General features: G+C 57.6%; 17 protein-coding genes. All 17 read left to right on the top strand.

What is annotated here, in order from left to right:
* Nucleotides 1-14 precede the first annotated feature (14 nt).
* Nucleotides 15-959, top strand: a complete 945-nt coding sequence (rsmH, locus tag CPA57_RS00415) for a 16S rRNA (cytosine(1402)-N(4))-methyltransferase RsmH (RefSeq protein ID WP_182081734.1) — start codon at nt 15-17, stop codon at nt 957-959.
* A complete protein-coding gene (gene ftsL / locus CPA57_RS00410; protein ID WP_182080552.1) occupies nt 956-1732 on the top strand; it encodes a cell division protein FtsL in 777 nt (258 codons plus the stop codon). The genes rsmH and ftsL overlap by 4 nt, the downstream gene beginning before the upstream one ends.
* A gap of 182 nt (nt 1733-1914) precedes the next feature.
* Nucleotides 1915-3732: a peptidoglycan D,D-transpeptidase FtsI family protein gene (locus CPA57_RS00405; RefSeq protein WP_229709132.1), complete on the top strand. Its 1818-nt coding sequence runs from the start codon at nt 1915-1917 to the stop codon at nt 3730-3732.
* A 40-nt stretch (nt 3733-3772) separates the two neighbouring features.
* Nucleotides 3773-5260: a UDP-N-acetylmuramoyl-L-alanyl-D-glutamate--2,6-diaminopimelate ligase gene (locus tag CPA57_RS00400; RefSeq protein WP_182080548.1), complete on the top strand. Its 1488-nt coding sequence runs from the start codon at nt 3773-3775 to the stop codon at nt 5258-5260.
* Nucleotides 5260-6675: a UDP-N-acetylmuramoyl-tripeptide--D-alanyl-D-alanine ligase gene (locus CPA57_RS00395; protein WP_182080547.1), complete on the top strand. Its 1416-nt coding sequence runs from the start codon at nt 5260-5262 to the stop codon at nt 6673-6675. The genes CPA57_RS00400 and CPA57_RS00395 overlap by 1 nt, the downstream gene beginning before the upstream one ends.
* Complete coding sequence (mraY, locus tag CPA57_RS00390) at nt 6675-7766, top strand: phospho-N-acetylmuramoyl-pentapeptide-transferase (RefSeq protein ID WP_182080545.1); 1092 nt, start codon at nt 6675-6677, stop codon at nt 7764-7766. Before CPA57_RS00395 ends, mraY begins: the two co-directional genes overlap by 1 nt.
* Entirely contained in the window at nt 7766-9118 is a 1353-nt protein-coding gene (gene murD, locus CPA57_RS00385) for a UDP-N-acetylmuramoyl-L-alanine--D-glutamate ligase (protein WP_182080543.1), read from the top strand. The genes mraY and murD overlap by 1 nt, the downstream gene beginning before the upstream one ends.
* Nucleotides 9118-10320, top strand: a complete 1203-nt coding sequence (locus CPA57_RS00380) for an FtsW/RodA/SpoVE family cell cycle protein (RefSeq protein ID WP_182080541.1) — start codon at nt 9118-9120, stop codon at nt 10318-10320. Before murD ends, CPA57_RS00380 begins: the two co-directional genes overlap by 1 nt.
* Nucleotides 10320-11429, top strand: a complete 1110-nt coding sequence (gene murG, locus CPA57_RS00375) for an undecaprenyldiphospho-muramoylpentapeptide beta-N-acetylglucosaminyltransferase (protein ID WP_182080539.1) — start codon at nt 10320-10322, stop codon at nt 11427-11429. The genes CPA57_RS00380 and murG overlap by 1 nt, the downstream gene beginning before the upstream one ends.
* A 41-nt stretch (nt 11430-11470) precedes the next feature.
* On the top strand, nt 11471-12889 hold the full coding sequence (murC, locus tag CPA57_RS00370) for a UDP-N-acetylmuramate--L-alanine ligase (protein WP_182080538.1): 1419 nt from the start codon (nt 11471-11473) through the stop codon (nt 12887-12889).
* The gene (gene murB, locus CPA57_RS00365; RefSeq protein WP_182080536.1) at nt 12886-13803 is read left to right on the top strand and encodes a UDP-N-acetylmuramate dehydrogenase; all 918 of its coding nucleotides are present in this window, start codon (nt 12886-12888) and stop codon (nt 13801-13803) included. Before murC ends, murB begins: the two co-directional genes overlap by 4 nt.
* Before the next feature lie 17 nt (nt 13804-13820).
* Entirely contained in the window at nt 13821-14816 is a 996-nt protein-coding gene (locus tag CPA57_RS00360) for a D-alanine--D-alanine ligase (protein WP_182080534.1), read from the top strand.
* 6 nt (nt 14817-14822) lie between these two features.
* Nucleotides 14823-15710, top strand: a complete 888-nt coding sequence (locus CPA57_RS00355) for a cell division protein FtsQ/DivIB (protein ID WP_182080532.1) — start codon at nt 14823-14825, stop codon at nt 15708-15710.
* A gap of 6 nt (nt 15711-15716) precedes the next feature.
* Nucleotides 15717-17042, top strand: a complete 1326-nt coding sequence (ftsA, locus tag CPA57_RS00350) for a cell division protein FtsA (RefSeq protein WP_182080531.1) — start codon at nt 15717-15719, stop codon at nt 17040-17042.
* A 127-nt stretch (nt 17043-17169) separates the two neighbouring features.
* Nucleotides 17170-18633 (top strand): cell division protein FtsZ, encoded by a 1464-nt coding sequence (gene ftsZ, locus CPA57_RS00345; RefSeq protein WP_182080529.1) that lies wholly within the window; start codon nt 17170-17172, stop codon nt 18631-18633.
* Between the two features lie 122 nt (nt 18634-18755).
* Nucleotides 18756-19694, top strand: a complete 939-nt coding sequence (gene lpxC, locus CPA57_RS00340; protein ID WP_229709129.1) for a UDP-3-O-acyl-N-acetylglucosamine deacetylase — start codon at nt 18756-18758, stop codon at nt 19692-19694.
* Nucleotides 19695-19784: 90 nt separating this feature from the next.
* A complete protein-coding gene (locus CPA57_RS00335; protein ID WP_229709232.1) occupies nt 19785-20804 on the top strand; it encodes an outer membrane protein assembly factor BamD in 1020 nt (339 codons plus the stop codon).
* Nucleotides 20805-21018: the final 214 nt, after the last annotated feature.

Below are 21018 nucleotides of genomic sequence, written 5' to 3'. Positions count from 1 at the left end.
AAATTGCTGAAGAAATGCGGCAGGAGGGTCATTTCCCAGTCATGCTACCGGAAGTGCTGGAGAGCCTGAACCCGCAGGATGGCGGTGTGTATCTGGATGGTACATTCGGCGGTGGTGGCTATAGCCGTGCCCTGCTTCGTGCGGCGAACTGCACCGTCCATGCTATTGACCGTGACCCTGATGCCATCAAACGTGGGCAGCCACTGGTAGCAGCCTCCGAGGGGCGACTACACCTTCACCAGGGTACATTCAGTGCCATGAAAGAACTGGTCGGCCATGTCGGCCCGCTCAATGGTATCGTGCTGGACCTCGGCGTTTCCTCCTTCCAGCTGGATCAGGAAGACCGTGGGTTCTCCTTCCGCCATGATGGGCCACTAGATATGCGCATGAGCATTGACGGCCAAAGTGCAGCAGATATCGTCAATGGCGAAAAAGAAGGTGTGCTGGCCGATATCCTCTATCACTATGGGGAAGAACGCCGCTCCCGCCGTGTTGCTCGGGCCATCGTCGATGCTCGCCAGAGCGGCCCAATCCAAACCACGGGACAACTTGCTGAGATCATCCGTAAGGCCGTACCGAAAGAGCGACCTAATTTTGACCCAGCCACACGCAGCTTTCAGGCCCTCCGCATCGCCGTGAATGATGAACTCGGCGAGTTAGAACGGACGCTCAACGCTGCACCAGAACTTCTTGCGCCGGGAGGTGTCTTCTGCATCGTGACCTTCCATTCCTTGGAAGACCGGATGACAAAACGGGCCCTTGCCCGGCTAGCTGGCCGTACAGCTGGCCCCTCCCGCCATACTCCCCTTTCCATGCAGCAGACAGAAGCTCCGTCTTTTGAACTCCTGCACACACGGCCACGCACGCCGACTGATCACGAACTGAACCTTAACCCCCGCTCCCGCAGTGCACGCCTGCGTGCCCTGCGACGCCTTCCCGTTCATGGAGCTTCCGCATGATTCGTTTTGTCACCCTGCTCTGTGCCGCTATGGCGGCTGGTTCTGGCCTCTTCCTTTATACGAAGAAACACGAAACTCTCGTGCTGAATCAGGAAATCAGAAAAACCATTGAGGATACACGTCGTATCCAGCAGCAGACAGCCATCCTGCGCACACAATGGGCTCTGCTGAACCAGCCAGACCGCCTTAACGCTCTGGCACAGCGGGTTCTACCGGAAATGAGCCAGGTCGACCCCACACAGTTCGTGCAGCTGACAGACCTGCGGAAACGCCTTCCGGCTATTGATCACCGCATCATCCCCATGACACCGGGCAAAGGCCAAGCCCAGAAGGAGCTAGCAGCCCTCACAGCCCCAGCCCATCAGGCGAGTGCCGCCGCAATGGTGCAGGCTGCTGCACCGCACTCTCTGCGGGAGACTACGGCTAGTGCCGACCATCTGGAACGCAAGATTGCGCATCTCCATGCTCGCAAGGATGATGCAGGTGAAGCGGACCGCCAGCTAGAGCGGAGTCTAGCACTGCTCAGCGCCCAGGATAGCGGCACCCTGCCCCGGCATCACCTGCATGGCACTGCGGATACTACGGCCCTTCCAAACCATCGGAAGCCCCACCCGGCACCTGACCATCCGCACAACGAGCCAACAGAGGATGTGGCTTGGCACCTGCCTGCCCACCAGGCCGCAAAGCGCAGCCATATGAGTGGAATCCGCACGGCTTCGGCCCCTGCGAACGAGCCCGCCCCGCTGCCTCCGCCTGTCCCTCTAGCGGACTGATCGGCCCTTTGGCGGCCCTCGCCTACGTTTAATCCTTCCTTATGCCGAGCCTACGCCCTATGGCATCCAGACCGTCCCACAAGACCAATAGACCTGGACCGGACCATAAAGATGGGCCGGCGAGGAAGCCATCTTTACTAGGTCGTATCAAAAACTGGTGGCTTGAATACAGGCAGAACCCCATGAGCTGGCTAGAGAAAAGCCGTAATAGGCTGGTCTATCTCGGCATGGGATTTCTGTTTCTCTATGGTGGCGTTGCCATAAAGGCACTTTTTGCGACCATTCTGGCCCCCATGGCCCCTTTGCCTAACCAGATTGGCAACACAATACCGGAAATCCCCCACCCGGACCCCAAAGCCATGGCGGGCAATGGGTTCGTTCTCCCTGATATCAAACGTGCCAGCATCGTAGACCGCAACGGGCAACCGCTGGCGCTCTCGCTCCCTGTCGTGCAGGTCTATGCCAACCCCATGGAGATCATTGAGCCGGAGGACGTTGCCAAAAAACTCCGGACGATCCTACCCAACCTCAACGTGGCAGAAACGGCCCGCCGCCTGAAGCAGAAAAAACAATTCGTCTATCTGGCCCGCAACATCGCCCCAACGGATGAACTGGCTATCAATAATCTGGGAATCCCCGGCATCTATTTTGAAAATGGCGAACAACGTCACTATCCACTAGGGAATGTTGCCGCCCAGATTCTCGGCAGTGTGGATATCGACAATCACGGCATTGCTGGGGTCGAGAAGTTCTTCAATCAACGTCTGCTAGCAAACCATACACCGCTCCGTCTTTCCATTGATGCCCGGGTGCAGGCGGCCGTCCGGGATGAGCTCAATGAAGCAAAGCTGCGTTTCCGGGCTATTGGTGCCTCGGCCATTCTGATGGATGTCCATACCGGGGAAATACTAGCCATGGTCAGCCTCCCGGATTATGACGCCAACGACTTCGCCCATGCCGCAGACGATGCCCGCTTCAATCGGGCCGTAACAGGCATGTATGAACCGGGATCCACCTTCAAACTTCAAACAGCCGCCATGGCTCTGGAACTCGGCGTGGCCCATCCTTGGGACCAATTCTCCACTATTCCCATCCATGTTGGCCGATTCACGATCTCCGACCTTAAAACGGACCATTTCGCCCCATGGTTGGCTCTACCTTCCGTTATGGCTTATTCCTCCAACCCGGCTTCCGCCCATATTGCGTTGGATGTGGGGCGAGACCGCCAACATGACTGGCTAAAAAACATGGGCTTTCTGGACCGTGTGCCGGTTGAACTTCCCGAGGCGGGGCGGCCTCTGGTGCCGTCTCTCAAAAACTGGGGAGAGACCACAGTCATGACGGTCGGCTTCGGTCACGGCGTGGCGGAATCTCCGCTAGCCATTGTCAGGGGTACGGCCTGTACCGGCAATGGGGGGTATCTCGTCACACCTACACTGCTGGCTCATGATCATCTCAATGATGATGTCGTCATGGCCGAGGATCAGAAAGGGCCGCACCTGATTTCTGCCAAGAACTCCGAACTTCTCCGCCGTATTCTCCGTCTCGTAGTAACCAAGGGAATCGGTAAGAAGGCCGAAAGTCCTGGCTATCTTGTTGGTGGGAAGACCGGTACGGCAGAGAAGATCGGCGCACATGGGGGCTATCTAAAGCACGTCAACATTACAGCCTTTACGGGCATGTTCCCCATGAACAACCCTAAATATGCCCTTTATGTCATGCTGGATGCCCCGCAGGGCACGGCAGAAACGCACGGCTGGACAACGGCAGGCTGGATTGCCGCCCCTACCTTCTCCCGCATTGTGACACGCACAGCCCCCATGCTGGGGCTCTTCCCGCTGGAGCCAGACAAAGCCCAGCAGATTGATGACCAACTCGCCTTATCGTTGACGCCACCGGTGCCACCTGGTGTCCGTCATCCACTTGGCCCCGGGAATGATCCGGGAGCGGCCACAGTCAACCGTCTGGCAGCCAAACATAGCGCCAAACATACGCACTAAACCAGAATTCCATTACTGCCCCCATCATGAAGGCACCCCCATGAAACTCTCCTCCCTGCTCCAGCACCACGGTCTTACCTCACCCCTCCTTCACGACCCGGAAATTTCCAGCATCACAGCTGATAGTCGGAACGTAGGAAAAGGCTGCATTTTTGTAGCTCTAAAAGGCATGAAGCAGGATGGACGCCACTTCATCCCCCTAGCCATTGCCCAAGGTGCTTCTGCGATCGTACAGGCCGAAGAGGCAGGCCATCACTATCCGCCGGCGCAAACGGAAAACGGTCATACAGCCCTCATCATCACACTGCCCGACCCGGCCCGTTTTCTAGCTCGCTCTGCGGCTCTTCTAGCTGGCCCGCAGCCGGAGCACATTGCTGCCATTACCGGTACCAACGGCAAAAGCAGCACGGCAGATTTTCTCCGCCAACTCCATCAGCTACGCCATGAAAAGGCTGCCAGCCTCGGCACTCTGGGGCTCATTAGTGATGTCAGCCTTCCCCCTCTGCCCTCCCTAACCACACCAGATGCCGTTACTCTTGCCAACACGCTTGCCGCCCTCAAGGCTCATGGCGTCAATCATGTAGCACTAGAAGCCTCTTCACATGGGCTTCAACAACACCGGCTGGATGGTGTTGCCATCACGGCAGCGGCGTTCTCCAACCTCACACGGGACCATCTGGACTATCACCACACGCTGGAAGCCTACCGGCACGCCAAGTTGCATTTATTTGAAAAACTACTGCCAGAAGGGGGCCGGGCTGTCGTCAATAGCGATATGGATAGCGAAAGCTATCAAGCCCTCTGCGAGATTGCCACACGCCGGAAACTGAACCTTCGCACGGTCGGTACAACAGGAAAGACTATCCGCATTGTTGAAGCCATCCCGACCCCACAGGGCATGGATCTAACACTTCAGCTACATGGCCATACCTTACCTTCGCTACATTTCCCGCTACCGGGCCGTTTTCAGGCGGAAAATGCCCTGCTGGCAGCGGCCCTCTGCTGGGATAATGACAAAGAGGCTGAAGCCATCATCAACCTTCTGCCACAGCTGAAAGGCGTGCCCGGTCGTTGTGAGCCTGTTGCCCACCTGACAAACGGTGCCTGCGCCTATGTGGATTATGCCCACACGCCCGATGCGCTGGAACATGTCCTACTCAGCCTGCGCCCTCATGCCAGTGGGCGGTTGATTGTCGTCTTTGGGGCGGGCGGAGACCGTGACAAAGGCAAGCGCCCTCTCATGGGGCAAATTGCCGCCCATCTTGCTGATGAAGTCATCATCACCGATGACAATCCCCGCAGCGAAGAGCCCGCCACCATCCGGGCCGAAATCCTCGCCACGGCCCCGCAGGCAAAAGAGATCGGCGACCGTAAACAAGCCATCCAGACCGCCCTTGCTGGACTAAAAGAAGGCGATGTTCTCCTCATCGCTGGAAAAGGTCATGAAACCGGCCAGATCATCAAAGGGGAGACACATCCCTTTGATGACCGCACCCTCACCGCTACCCTCGCAAAGGAGCTTGTCTGATGCCCGCCAGCCCTGTCCTCTGGACCAGCCAAGAGCTTCGTGACGCCACACGGGGCCAGCTTCCCGGTGAGGTGAAAGTGCATGGTGTCTGTATCGATACACGAACTCTACAGCCCGGCGATCTTTTCATTGCTCTGATCGGCCATAATTCGGACGGACATCGCTACCTGAAGCAGGCACTAGAGGCTGGAGCCAGCTGCGTGATGGCCCATGATAAAACCGCCGTTTCTGAGGTAGGTCTGACAGATGACCCCCGCCTGCTACAAGTCGATGACACCATGCGGGCACTGGAAGACTTGGGGCGGTACAGACGTAGCCAGTTCACCGGCAAAGTCATCGCCATCACGGGTAGTGTGGGCAAAACAACCACCAAGAACATGCTCGCCACGGCCCTTGTACCTTACGGGCAGGTTCATGCCTCCGTAGCGTCCTTCAATAACCATTGGGGCGTGCCTCTAACACTCGCCCGCCTGCCAAAAGAAGCTAGCTTCTGCATCAGTGAAGTGGGCATGAACCACCCCGGTGAGATCGCCCCACTGGCCGCTCAGATACGGCCGGATATCAGCGTTATTTCTACCATCGGTAACGCCCATCTAGGCCATATGGGCAGCATAGACGCCATTGCGAAAGAAAAAGCTGCCCTATTTGCCGCTCTGCCCGCCTCTGGCATTGCCCTCTGCCCGGAACAATCACAGGGCCTTACCCGCCTGAAAGACGCTCTGCCTGCTAGCACACCCCTCTGGCAGATAGGCATGACAGAGCAGGCTATTGTTCAGATAACAGACCTCGCCTGTACGGCAGAAGGCAGTCATTTCCGTCTTCTTACGCCACAAGGGGAAGTCTATGTGGAGCTCAAGCCCCCCGGCCCGCATCTGGCCCGCAATGCAGCTCTGGCTCTTGGCGTCATCGCTGCACTGGGCCTCTCCCCAGCGGCAGGTGCCGATGCTTTGCGCCATTTCCTCCCCGAGGCCGGACGAGGCCAGCAACGCCTGTTACCTGGCAATGTCACACTGCTGGATGAAAGCTATAACGCCTCTGGCCCAAGCATCTGCGCCGCCATAGAAACGCTAGCCCTCATGCCAGCCGGACGACATCTTGCTGCTTTGGGCGACATAAGAGAACTAGGCCAATTTGCCGATGCCGAGCACCGCGCCCTCTCTGAGCCATTAACAAAGCATAATATTCTAACATTCTGCTGTGGTTCGCATATGAAATCCCTTTACGAGGCCCTTCCTCCTTCCCTACAGGGGGGATATGCTGAAACTTCAGCCCAGCTTGCCTCCTTACTGCAACCCGCCCTGCAAGACGGGGATGTGCTGCTCGTAAAGGGAAGTCTGGGCAGTAATATGCGTGCCCTCATTGCGCTGCTGGAGCAGCCTGTACCTGCAACACCCCACGCCCCAGAGTCCGCCTGATGCTCTTCAACCTTCTTGCTGCACCCTCTTCCTCCCATGGCGGCCTGCTCAATCTGCTGCATTACATGACCTTCCGAGCCGGGTGCGCCTGCCTAACGGCACTGGTGATCTCCCTGCTGCTCGGCAAGCCCTTCATTGCCCAGCTTAAGCGCATCCAGCGGCAGGGGCAGCCCATCCGTGCCCTCGGACCGGAGCGACACATACTAGAAAAAGCTGGTACCCCCACTATGGGTGGCGGCCTCATCCTTTTCTCTCTAGCCTGTTCTACCTTGCTCTGGGCTGATCTGTATGACGGGTTTGTCTGGGCTGTGCTGCTTACGACGTTAGGGTTCGGAGCCATTGGCTTTGCAGATGACTATCTCAAGCTGGCCAAGGGTAATAGTAAGGGCGTTTCCAAAAAAGTCCGACTAGGAGGCGAGTTTCTGATCTCTTGCCTCGCCGGTATCGCAATGGAAGCCCTGACACCACCCGACCTACGCAATGCTGTTGCCTTCCCTTTCGCCAAGACCTTCGTTCTCCATCTTGGCTATATCTTCCCACTCTTTGCGATGGTCACGATCACTGGTTTCGGCAATGCCGTGAATCTGACGGACGGGCTGGACGGACTGGCCACAGTTCCCTCCATCATCGCAGCCTTGGTCTTCGCTCTAATCGCCTATCTGGTCGGTAACCATGTCTTTGCGGATTACCTCCAGCTCCATCATGTTCCCGGCACTGGGGAACTGAGCATCTTCTGCGCCGCCTTGATTGGGGCCGGGTTAGGCTTCCTCTGGTTCAACGCCCCACCGGCTGAAGTTTTCATGGGGGATACGGGCTCTCTGGCACTCGGTGGGGCTCTGGGGGCCGTGGCCGTTGCTGTAAAGCACGAGCTAGTCCTCTGCCTCGTTGGCGGGCTGTTTGTGGTGGAAACCATCTCTGTCATCATTCAGGTTTTCTGGTTCCGCCGCACGGGGAAACGCATCTTCCTCATGGCTCCCCTGCATCACCATTTTGAGAAGAAAGGCTGGCAGGAGCCGAAGATCGTCGTCCGCTTTTGGATCATCGCCATCATTCTGGGGCTGTGTGGTCTCGCCACACTGAAGCTACGCTGATGACACCCTCATCCCTTTCTCCTACAGCATGGCCAACTACTCTACTGGCTGGTCAGCGTTACGCTGTCTGCGGTCTGGGCCGCAATGGAGCTGCCGTTGTGCAAGCCCTGCTGAGCATGGGGGCAACCGTGCAGGCATGGGATGACAACAAGCCGGAGCTACCCACCCCCCTTGCCTCCCACCCTCGCTTGACTCTGGCCCCCCTTACGGACCTGACAAGCATGGAGGCCCTGATCCTCTCGCCCGGCATCCCTCACCACCTGCCCAAACCACACCCCACGGCTCTACTGGCACAAGCACAACATGTGCCTATCCTCTCAGATGCAGAACTACTCTGGCAGGTCGTCCGCAAAGCAGGGTCTCAAGCACGGTTTGTCTCCATCACGGGAACAAACGGTAAATCCACCACCACGGCCCTGTTAACCCATATCCTCACACAGGCGGGTATTCCGGCCTGCTGCGGGGGCAATTTTGGCACAGCCTCCCTTGCCCTGCCCCCTCTGGGCGATGATGGCGTCTATGTCATCGAAATGTCGTCCTACATGCTGGAACGACTGAAGAACTACCACGCCTGCGCCTCTGCTCTGCTTAATCTGACACCGGATCATCTGGACCGGCATGGCTCCATGCAAGGTTATCTGGACGCCAAGGCGCATGTTTTTGACAACATGACCAAAGGCGACCTTGCCATTCTGGGAGAAAACGCCTCGTGGGCGGAGGCCCTGCGCCAGCAACTGGAGGCACGGGATATTACGGTGCAGACGCTTGCCATAACGCAGGCCGTGCCAGAGGTAGAGGCACCATTCCTACCGGGGCAGCATAATGCCCAAAATATCGAAACCTGCCGAGCCATCGCCCGCCATCTGGGTCTCCCGGAAGAGAAGATCAACCAAGGGATCAAAAGTTTTTCCGGGCTCGACCACCGCCTCCAGCTTGTAGCTCAGGCTAATGGAATCAACTTCATCAATGACAGTAAGGCCACCAACGCCGAGGCCAGCTTCCATGCGCTCCGCGCTTTTCCTGCAAGCCTGTGGATTGCTGGAGGCGCCGCCAAGGAAGGCGGCATAGCCAGCCTTGCACCACTTTTGGGTCATATACGCCGAGCCTTTCTTATTGGGCAGGATGCGCCAATGCTGGCCGATACACTGGCAGCACATGGCGTTCCCTTCGAGATCAGCGAAACGCTGGAACAGGCAACCCGTGCCGCCTGGGCCTTCGCCCAGGCGCAGGAGGCCCTACCCATCTTGCTTTCCCCGGCCTGTGCCAGTTTTGACCAGTTCCGCAATTTCGAGGAACGAGGCACGACCTTTGCGACATTGGCCCGGCATCTCTGTGCGGAGGAACCCTGCTGATGGCCCTCACCGACCGCACCGACAGTTCCCAGAAGGCCCAATGGTGGCGTAGCCTCGACCATGTCAGCCTAAGCTGTGTCGGCGCCCTTATTGCGCTGGGATATATCCTTATGCTGGCTGCCAGCCCCGCCGTGGCGCATCGCATCGGGGCCTCCCGGAACATGTTCATCCTCAAGCAGGTGGTCTTTCTGACCCTTGCCGGGTCGGTCGTTGTTATAACCTCACGGCTTAGCCCCCGCATGATTGGTCGGATTGCCGTCATGGGAGGGATCGTAGCACTGGGGGCCACCTTCCTAACACTCGTCCATGGTATGGAGATCAAAGGGGCAAGACGCTGGATCGCTCTACCCCTGATGTCTGTCCAGCCCTCTGAGTTTCTTAAACCCTGCTTCGCCGTTGTAACAGGGCTGCTGCTAAGCCTGCGTCATACCCTACGGCTCTCCAACGGGTGGCGTTTCCCGGGGAGGATAGTAGCCTGCGGGGTCTATATCGTCATTGCCGCTCTGCTTCAGGCACAGCCGGATATCGGGATGCTTTCGGTCATCAGCATGGTGTTCATCACCCAGCTGTTTATTGATGGCCTCCCCATCGTTGTTTTTGGGATGCTTGTCTCGGCGGCTCTGGGTGCCTTCGGGGTGGCTTATTTAGTGTTCGACCATGTCCATTCCCGCGTGCAACGCTTTCTCCACCCAGATGTGGGGGATCATTACCAGATTGATACCTCCATGCGGGCCTTCGGCAATGGTGGTCTGCTAGGCCGGGGGCCGGGTGAAGGCCGGGTAAAAGACCTGTTGCCCGATGCACATGCTGACTTCGTCTTTTCCGTAGCGGGTGAGGAATATGGCTTCGTGATGTGCCTCTTCATCATTGCTATATTTACCGCACTCGTATTTTCCACTCTCAACCGCCTTTTGGAAGAGAAGAAGCCCTATATCATCCTTTCGGCAAGCGGGCTGATCACCGGGTTCGGCCTACAGGCCTTCGTCAATATGGGTTCGTCATTGCACCTCATTCCCACCAAAGGTATGACGCTGCCCTTTATTTCCTACGGGGGGAGTTCAGCCCTCTCCGTAGCCTTGACCATTGGCATGGTTCTGGCACTAACCCGCCATCGCGTGGAGGCAGGCCCCTTTACGCCTGATCCCTCTCCAATAGAAACAACCCCCCGTCTAACCACGTCATCCTCAAAGGATCGCATCTGATGAAACACGCAACAATCCTCATCGCCGCTGGCGGTACTGGTGGCCATTTCTTCCCTGCTGAAGCACTAGGGGCAGAACTTCAACGCCGGGGGCATCAGACCATTCTCGTAACCGATGCCCGCAACACCCGGGCAGAACTGGGTGCCTTTGCCCACTCCCCCCGCTATGTTCTCAAAAGCAGTGGTGTGGCCGGGAAAAAACCTCTCGACAAGCTCAAAGGCATAGGCAGCCTACTCTGGAGCTGCCTTGGCGGTCGCCAGATCGTAGCTGGATACCAACCAGCCGCTGTGGTCGGATTTGGCGGATATCCATCCATTCCTCCCCTGCTGGGTAGCCGCCTGAAGATAGGCAAACGCCCCGCCCTCATCATCCACGAAGGCAATGCCATCCTAGGGCAAGCCAATGCCCTTCTAGCCCGCTTCAGCGATGCCATCGCCACGTCCTACCCGCGGGTCGCCCGCCTACCAGCAGGCCGGAAGGTTATGCAGACGGGTATGCCAGTCCGCCCCTCTATCGAGGCTCTGGCCGATACGGAATATACCACCCCAAACATGTTCAGTAACGAACCAATCAATCTTTTGGTTTGGGGAGGCTCATTAGGGGCAGAAATTTTCAGTTCTGTTGTTCCTCAGGCACTCTGCAACTTGCCGGCATCCTTCCGCTTCCGCCTCCATGTCACTCAGCAGGCCCATGCGGACATGGTCCCTGTCCTGTCCGGCATTTATAAGCAAGTCGGCATTAAGGCGACTGTTACGCCTTTCATTGACGATGTAGCCGCCGAACTGGGGAAAGCCCATCTCGTCATCGGGCGTGCTGGTGGCTCCTCGGTAGCAGAGCTGGCTATGGCGGGCCGTCCCTCCATCCTCGTGCCGCTTCCCATCGCTGCCTCTGATGAGCAAGGTGTCAATGCACAAGCGATGGAACAGGCGGGGGGCGGCTGGATGGTCCGTCAGCGTGACTTTTCCTCCTCTGCGCTGTGCAAGCATCTGACCTATCTCTTCAACCACCCTGAAGAGCTGAAGCGGGCCGCAGAAGGTGCTCGCAACCTCCAGCAGCGTCGTGCTGCCGAAAAACTGGCCGACCTGGTTGAAACGACCATTAAAGCCTGATTATCTGCCCCCTATCCCATCCCCTGCCGGAGTTCCCCCTCATGCGTGCATTACCCCTCAATCTTGGCTTGATTCACTTCGTTGGTATTGGTGGCATCGGCATGTCCGGCATTGCCGAAGTACTGCATATGCTTGGCTACAAGGTTCAGGGGTCCGACATTGCCGAAAATGCCAATGTAAAACGCCTGCGCAAATCGGGGATTCAAGTGCATATTGGCCATGATGAAGCCAATCTGGGGGAAGCGCGGGTCGTTGTCATTTCCACCGCTGTGAAGCGGGATAATCCGGAGGTCATGGCCGCCCGTGCCCGGCTCATTCCCGTTGTCCGGCGGGCGGAGATGCTGGCCGAGCTGATGCGCCTACGCTGGGCGGTGGCCATCGGGGGGACACATGGCAAGACGACCACGACCAGCCTCGTGGCCTGTGTGTTAGAACAGGCCAAGCTGGACCCGACCGTCATTAACGGTGGCATCATCGAGGCCTACGGCACCAACACCCGCATGGGGTCCGGTGACTGGATGGTGGTGGAAGCCGACGAAAGTGATGGCTCTTTCCTCCGCCTTCCTGCCATCATTGCCGTTGTCACCAATATGGACCCCGAACATCTGGACCATTGGGGGTCCGATGAAGCGATGGAGGCCGGTTACCGACAATTCGTTTCCAACATCCCTTTTTACGGGTTTGCCGTCCTCTGCGTGGACCATCCGCGCGTGCAACAAATGATCCCTCAGCTTTCCGACCACCGTGTCGTAACCTACGGCTTCAGCCCACAGGCAGATGTTCGGGCTGAAATCACCGGGGCAGACGGTCAGGGCGTAAACTTCAACGTCACCATCACAGACCGAGCCACCAACAGCCAACGTCTGGCCGGACCGTTCCACCTACCCATGTTCGGGCACCATAATGTCCTCAATGCCGTGGCTGCCATCGCCGTGGCGCAGGAAATGGAAATTCCCGATCACGTCATCGCCGATGCCCTTGGCGGCTTCCGAGGCGTGCAGCGTCGCTTTACCCTGACAGGCACCTGGAATGATGTGAAAATCATTGATGATTACGGCCATCATCCTGTGGAGATTGCCGCTGTGCTCAAAGCCGCCCGACAGGCTGGGGCAAAGCATGTCATTGCCGTCATCCAGCCGCACCGTTATTCCCGCCTCAATGCACTATTCAATGATTTCTGCACCTGCATGAACGACGCCGATACCGTTATCGTGGCAGACGTCTATGCCGCAGGGGAAAGCCCCATCGAAGGCATTGGGAGAGACCAACTCGTCGAAGGGTTGCGGGACCGTGGGCACCGCCATGTCCTGCCCCTCACCTCCCCGGATGATCTAGCCACCGTCATCGCCGACGTAGCCGTGCCGGGTGACTATGTCCTTTGCCTGGGCGCTGGGTCCATCACCCACTGGGCACAGGCTCTTCCCGAGCAGCTGACCAGCCTCAAACAGGACGCATCATGACGGCTGCTGCACCTTTCAAACATATACGGGGACGGCTGAAGGCACACGCCCCTTTGGCCTCACGCAGCTGGTTCCGAACCGGCGGAACTGCCGACTGGCTCTTCATCCCGCAGGATACCGAAGACCTCGCCTCCGCCCTGCGCCAGTGCCCATCCGACCTGCCGGTGACGGTTCTTGGAGCCTGCTCCAACGTTATCCTCCGGGATGGTGGCCTTCCGGGCCTGACCATCCGCCTTGCAGGAGGTTTTGCAAGCATCGAAGCGGATGACGATGGCCTGATCGTCGGAGCGGCCGCACTAGATAGCAGCGTAGCTGAAACAGCAGCACGGGCAGGCATGGCCGGTTTTGCCTTCCTCTCCACTATTCCCGGTTCCATTGGCGGTGCCGTCTGCATGAATGCAGGAGCCTATGGGGGGGACATGTCTACCCTGCTCGACTGGGTAGAGATTCTGACCCATGAAGGCACACTCCAACGTCTGCCCGCCTCGGCACTAAACATGCAGTATCGTCATACCTCTCTGCCAGCAGGTAGCATCGTCCTACGTGCCCGCCTAAAGGCACGTGGCGATGAAGAACCTGCCGCTATCCAGCAAAAAATGCAGGAAATGCGTGCCAGCCGTGAGGCCAGCCAACCCCTGCGTGCCCGGACCGGTGGTTCCACCTTCCGTAATCCCGAAGGACATAAGGCATGGGAGCTGATTGATGCTGCCGGGTGCCGGGGGCTACGACATGGAGGGGCTCAGATTAGCGAGAAACACTGCAACTTCATGCTCAACACAGGCAATGCCACCAGCACAGAGCTGGAAGAACTAGGCGAAATGGTCCGTAGCCGTGTTTTGGATAAAAGCGGCATCGCCTTGCATTGGGAGATCAAACGGCTGGGCCGCCCTCTTCCTTCTGCTTCTTCCTCCTGATAGTGAGACATCCGGGCATGACATACACACCCATCCTTCCTACCTCCACCCCTCTTTCCATTGCGGTACTGATGGGGGGAACATCCAGTGAACGAAGCGTCAGCCTCTCCAGCGGCAAGGCTGTGATGGCCGCTCTGAAGGAAGCCGGACACCATGTCCATGCCATTGATGCAGGGCCGGACATTACTGCTACCATTCAGGCCCTAAAAGCCTGCAAGCCCGATGCCGTCTTCAATGCCCTTCATGGTCCCGGTGGGGAAGATGGTGCCATCCAGGGCGTGCTAGAATGGCTGGGCCTGCCCTATACTCATTCTGGCGTGCTGGCTTCTGCCATCGCCATGAACAAGGCCAGCACCCGCATGGCCCTTCAAGCGGCTGGACTGCCCGTAGCAGAAGGCTGTCTCACCACCCCGGATGAGCTAAAAAAACAAGCACCATTACCAGCCCCCTATGTGCTGAAACCCGTAGCAGAAGGATCATCCGTTGGGGTGCATATCATCCATAAGGATGATGCAGAACGGCGAACCTCCATTGCTGATTCATGGACATTCGGCCCTCAGATTCTCGCCGAGCGTTTCATTCCCGGTCGTGAACTAACAGTCGCCGTACTGGGGGATGATGCCCTCGCCGTGACGGAAATCCTCCCGCAGGAAAGCGGCGGTTTTTACGACTTTGCCGCCAAATATCAGGCCAATGGGTCCCGCCATATTATTCCCGCCCCCCTGCCAGCACACATTACGGAACAAGCCCTTGCCTTGGCCCGCAAGGCCCATCAAGCTCTAGGCTGCAAGGGCGCTAGCCGGACAGATTACCGCTATAACAGCGACAGTGATGAGCTGGTCATTCTGGAGGTCAACACCCAACCGGGTATGACGGCCACATCCCTACTACCCGAGCAGGCCGCAGCCCGTGGCGTAAGCTATCCCCTGCTATGCCATTGGTTGGTGATGGATGCACTAGGGCAAGCACACCCGCTTTCCCTCCATCCTGTCCCCCTACCAGATAACCGCTGACACATCATGGTGTCCTTCTTCAGAAAACGCCCTCAGGAGCCTTTCGATCCCTACGGGGACCGCCCCTCCAGCATGTCCCTCTTCTGGCAAAGGCAGAAGATCCTTCTCCGGCGGCTCAGTATTTTGGGAGTGGTCTGTTTCCTGCTTGCCGGTGCTGGCTGGCTAGCCTGGAGCAGCCAAGGAGGGCACAGACTAGCCGACAGCCTACGTTCCCGCCTAGCAGCACTAGACCCGCTACGCATTCAGCACATCATCATCACCGGGCGGCACCTGACTGATGAAAGCGAGATCATGGAGGCCTTGGGAACGAGCCTGAACCACTCGCTTTTCAGCTTTTCTGTCGAAGATGCACGGGAGCGTATTGATGCCCTGCCCTTTATCGACCACTCGACGGTCGAACGCCATCTGCCAGATACCATCAGTGTAACGGTAGAGGAGAAAAACCCCATCGCCATCTGGCAGATGGAAGGCCATTTCGTTCTCATCAACCAGAAGGGAGATACCGTCTCCCGGCAAGAGCTGACGGCCCATAACAGTTCTGTGTTCCGCAAGCTGCCTCTTGTTGTTGGTGCCGGGGCTAATCTGGAGGCGAATACCCTCATTACCCTGCTAGACCAGTTCCCTGACATTAACAGCCATACCTTGGCCCTTATCCGTATTGGGCAGCGACGCTGGAATATCCTCATGCAGAATGGCACCACCCTTATGCTGCCTGAAGGCGCCGAAGCTGCCGCCCTCTCTCGCCTGCATGACTATCAACACGATTATCAGCTCCTAGACCGCCCCCTGAAAACCATTGACATGCGCCTGCCCGACCGTATGGTCATTCACCCTGCTACGTCTCCGGGTGCCGACCAGGAAGTCCCACCTGTGCCTCCGCCCTCTGAAAACTGATCCATCATGTCCCGCTCTGCCTCTCAGCATTCCCCCGCCATCCTTCAACAGAACCGAGCCGTTCTTCCCATTCTTCCCTCAGAAGAACAGCAGGGCTTTGTCTGGACACCAGGGCTGAAGGCTATTCTGGACATAGGCTCCACCAAAACAACCTGCCTAATTGGGCAAGGGCTGAAAAATGGCGGCCTGCGTGTACTAAGCTGGGGGTGGCGGCGCTCTGAAGGGGTGAACTCCGGGGCTATCGTAGACACTATCCAACTGGAGCGGGTCATTCGAGCAACAGTTGGGGATGCGGAACGCAAAATCAGCCGCCGTATTCGAGACGTAACGGTCAATCTCGCCTGCGGCAATCCGCGCAGCTACCATATTGATACCCTCATGGCTCCCAATGGGCGGGAAGTAACCAAAGATGACATTCTGCACCTCTACGGGCAGGCCCGCCACGACGCCGCCGAGCATGACCGTAGGATTGTTCAGGCCATGCCTCTGGGCTTCAATATTGACGACAGCCTCACTGTTCTAAACCCCTGCGGGCAGCGCTGCGAAAAGCTGGTCGGCAAGTTTCATCTCGTAGATGCCCAGACGAGCGCCCTACACACGCTAGATGCCGTCCTACGTAAAGCGGAGTTGCGGGCTGTCGACCTGCTTTCCAACCCCATCGCCTCTGGCCTTGCCGTGCTCGATCATGATGAACGCGACCTAGGGGTGACTGTTGTCGATATGGGGGCCGGGACAACCACTCTTGCCGTCTTTGCCCGTGGGCGGGTCCTTTACACACGGCACATCAAGGTTGGCGGGCATCACATCACTCGTGACATCGCCCAGTCCCTGTCTATCCAGCTCGAAACCGCAGAACGGCTAAAAACCCTCTACGGGGTCGCTTATGCCTCAGCCGATGATACCTCCATCCCCATCGCCCTCCCTGTCTCACATCGCAATATTGTCCGGCAAATCACCCGGGCCGACCTCGTCCGGGCTATTGCCCCTCGTGTTGAAGAGACGCTGGAAATGCTCCGCTATGAGCTTGATGGAGCCGGTCTAGGTCGTCCAGCAGAAGGGCGTGTCATCCTGACAGGCGGTGGAGCGTTACTCAATGGGATAGATGCTGTAGCGGCGGAAATCCTGAACCGTCCCGTGCAGGTCCGCTCTCCCACGGCGATACGAGGGCTACCGGAATCAGACCATCCCTCCATCTGGGCGGGATTCTCAACAGCGGCGGGCCTACTCGCTTGGGCGGCTGGAGCAAAAGACCGTTTCTGCCTCTCCGAGACTGAAGCAGCCCCACGGGGTATTGCCTGGCGTCTTGCAAATTTCCTACGAAGGAAGACATAAACAGGCTTTAGCCTCGATATTTCAGATTACATCTTTCATTCCAGATGTTACTCTATCGCCGAAATCTGTTTGCTACAGCACATCTGTAGCTCTCTTTATAGTCCACCCCGGCCGGAGCAAGACCATTATGTCATTGAACCTGACCCCGACGACCCCTGGTGTTAGCGCTGTCAGCCCCCCGCGCATCACTGTCATCGGGGTTGGCGGCGGCGGGGTCAATGCCGTCAATAACATGATTGATGGCCACCTACGGGGCGTCACCTTTATTGCTGCCAATACGGATGCACAACAGCTGGCTCTCTCCAAAGCGGAAACACGTCTCCAGCTTGGCCCAACCCTGACACGCGGACTAGGCGCAGGAGCCAAGCCAGAGGTCGGGCGTCAGTCCGCCGAGGAGGTGGAAGACGAAATCCGCCAGCATCTGGAGGGTGTGGACCTCGTCTTCGTTACGGCTGGTATGGGCGGTGGCACCGGTACAGGCGCAGCCCCTGTCGTAGCACGGATCGCCCATGAAGTTGGCGCTCTGACGATTGGTGTCGTCTCCAAACCATTCGACTTTGAGGGCTCCCGCCGCAGTCGGGCAGCAGCAGCCGGCATCGCCGAGCTGGAAAAATACGTTGATACACTGCTGGTCATCCCTAACCAGAACCTCTTTGGCAGTGCCTCGTTGACGACCTCCCTTGTGGAGGCCTTCGCCATGGCTGATGATGTTCTATACAGCGGCGTCCGCAGCGTGACGGACCTGATGGTGGAAGCCGGGTACCAAAATCTTGACTTCGCCGATGTCCGCACTGTCATGAGCGGCATGGGCAAGGCCATGATGGGCATTGGTACCGCCTCGGCTGAAGAAGACGGTGAGGATTGGGCCATCACCGCCGCCGAACGAGCCATCTCTAACCCACTCCTGGAGGAAACCTCCATCGCTGGGGCACGGGCACTGCTCGTCAACGTGACGCTTGGTCCAGATATGAGCCTGCTGGCTTATAACCAGATCATGAATCTCATCCGTGAGACAGCCAACTGTGAAGATGAAGAAATCAACAGCGGGTTTGTCGTCAATGAGAACATGCAGGGCAAAGTACAGGTTTCTGTCATCGCTACGGGGCTGAATGGCCAGAAACGCCAGGAGCCTTTTGAAGAAAAACCCGCCGAGGCACCTCATCGTACGCCTTCCACCGAGGACGCAGCTCCCCCCGCAGAGGGGAATCGGGCTGCGGAGCATGAGGCAGAAACCACCGAGCATAACGGGCCTTCCGAAGGGGCTGAGGGTGTGCATGAGGGTGAAAACCCATCCGAGCCAACGCCTGAGAGCCATCCCCCTCATATCCCCAATTACGATCCCCATCTCGGCCCTAATCACACCCCCAGCGGTATTCCGCCCGAGCCGATCCGCCCAAGAGAAGATGCCGGGCAGACGGGTGGTGGGCTGTTTAGCCGCTTCTTCCGTTCCCGCCCCGCACCAGAACATGACCGCCGGGACGTACCGCCTGTCTCTGGTGAACGGAAGCCACCACAGAGTGACGGTCTGACAACACCTCCCGAGGATGACGAGCTGAGCATCCCGACCTATCTGCGCCGTGGCCCGAAGTAACCCACTCTGCCTATAAGCCCTCAGCCTTTCTGTAGGCTGGGGGCGTTATCCACCTCTCCCCCTTTATGGGGGCGCGCCCTGCCTCATCGGGTAAGGTCGCCCATGCCCAAGCACCTGCCCTCATGACAGACGCCTCATACTCCCGGCCAGCACCGGCATCCCTGCAAATGCAGACCTCATTGGATCGTGCCATACAATGTCAGGGCATAGGGCTACATAGTGGCAAACCCGCCTTAGTCCATCTTGTCCCAGCAGGGCCTGATACGGGTACTCGGTTCCAACGGCTAGATGTAGCGGCCTCTCCTGCTTTCCGCCTGACATATGACTGCATCATCTCCAGCCCACTAGCCACGGTTGCTTCCTCCCCGCTCACACCCGGGCTGACAGTCGCCACGATGGAACATCTCATGGCGGCCCTCCATGCCTGTGAGGTGGATAACCTGCTCATCCAGCTTGATGGCCCAGAACTACCCATTTTAGATGGTGGTTCCCGCACATTTCTTTCTCTCATAAAGGCGGCTGGCCGTAGCCGCCTACCAGTGCCACGCCGGACTATTGAAGTTCTTCGTCCAGTTCACGCAAAGGGGAAGAACGACGCTTATGCCAGCTTACTACCGGGCAGACCGGAAGAGCTTGAACTCTCCCTCACCATTGATTTCCCCGCCCCAGCCATCGGGAAACAATCTTTCCAGATGGTTCTATCTCAACATAGTTTCGAGCATGACATCGCCCCCTGCCGAACTTTTGTGAACCATCAGGATATCACCATGCTTCAGGCACAGGGGCTAGCTCTCGGGGGCTCGCTGGAGAATGCACTGGTCATTCAACATGACCGTATCCTAAACCCCGATGGGCTACGCTTTGATAATGAATGTGTCCGCCATAAAATGTTGGATGCTATCGGTGATCTTTACTGTGCCGGATTCAGACTTTCAGGCCGGTTCGAAGGCCATAAAACAGGCCATGCACTGAACAACCAGCTTTTGCACACCCTGTTCGCCTCCCCCGAAAACTGGCGTTTCTCTGATGGCAGCCCGCACAGGCTTCCTTCATCCGGTTGAGAATATCATATCCGGACGCAAGAACCCCCTTTCCCCTGAACACTCCCATGCTATAAGAAAATCATGGTCAGCAGCATCCTCAAATCCCACATGGTTTCGTACCGTTTCAGTCTTTCGGCCCTCGGCGCACCGGCTCTGCTCGGGCTTGCCCTTCTTACGGGCTGCTCCAGCTCCGATGCCGACATACAGGCAAAGCTGCCACGCACGGCAGATGCCGAGACCCTCTATAACTACGGGATTGATGCCCTGCATGGTGGGCATTACAAGCTGGCCAGCAGTGAATTCGAGCTCCTCCAGCAAAATTTCCCCTATTCCGGCTATACGGGCAGTGCCGAACTGATGGAAGGTTACGCCTACTACCTACAGGGTGAGTATGCGCTTTCTGTCCAGCAGCTAGAACGCTACCTTCAGCTGCATCCCACCAGCCCGGATGCCGCTTACGCCTATTATCTCCGTGGCCTCTGCTATTACGAGCAGATCGGCGATGTTTCCCGAGACCAGCTTGGCACGCTGGAGGCTATGGATGCTCTCCAGGAAGTCATAACACGCTTCCCCCAAACTTCTTATGCTCGTGATGCCCAGCTGAAAATTGACCTCTGCCGTGATCATCTGGCCGGTAAAGAGATGTATGTTGGCCGTTACTACCAGCGGGAAAAAGACTATCAGGCCGCTTATGGCCGTTACCAGCGGGTTATTCAGGACTTCCAGACGACCAACCATGTGCCGGAAGCACTGGAGCGTCTGGTGGAAGTCAATCTGGACCTCGGCCTGCCAGATGAGGCCCGTCAGGCCGCAGCTGTCCTTGGCTACAACTCGCCAGATAGCCGCTGGTATCGTCTCGCCTATGACAAGCTGAAATATAACAATCAGCTTACGCCGCAACTGCCAAAGCCCGCCCGTAGCCAGCAGAAGCAGGAGCGGCACGCCAAGAAACACCACACCATGGCACCGCCGCCCGTGCAGAAGAGTGCACCGGCATCTCCGGATGCTGTCATTGTGCAGCCTGTTTCCACGACACAGTCTGCACCTGTTGCTTCTGTCGAGATTCCCCCCGTGCCGGCTGCGGCCTCTGGCTCCAGCCATCAGAATAATGGAAAGACATCACACTAAGGCAGGTTCATTATTGCCGTATTCGTGTCGCAATTCTTTCTGAAAAGTAACATGTGAGGTTAGAAACATCTGGCCTCACAACGTTTCTCTTTGTCCGGCCGGTGCAACCACTTGCACGGATCAAGTTTCTTCCTGACTATCGGGCACCGCATTTTCTACAAACCATAACAGAAACATGGCATGGCTGTTTCTACCGGTTCTGGAGGCTGCATTT

Origin of the sequence: Bombella favorum (assembly GCF_014048475.1) — a bacterium.
Lineage (GTDB): Bacteria > Pseudomonadota > Alphaproteobacteria > Acetobacterales > Acetobacteraceae > Bombella > Bombella favorum.
Note: the sequence above shows the minus strand (reverse complement) of the source record. Positions and strands in the feature narration are given on the sequence as shown.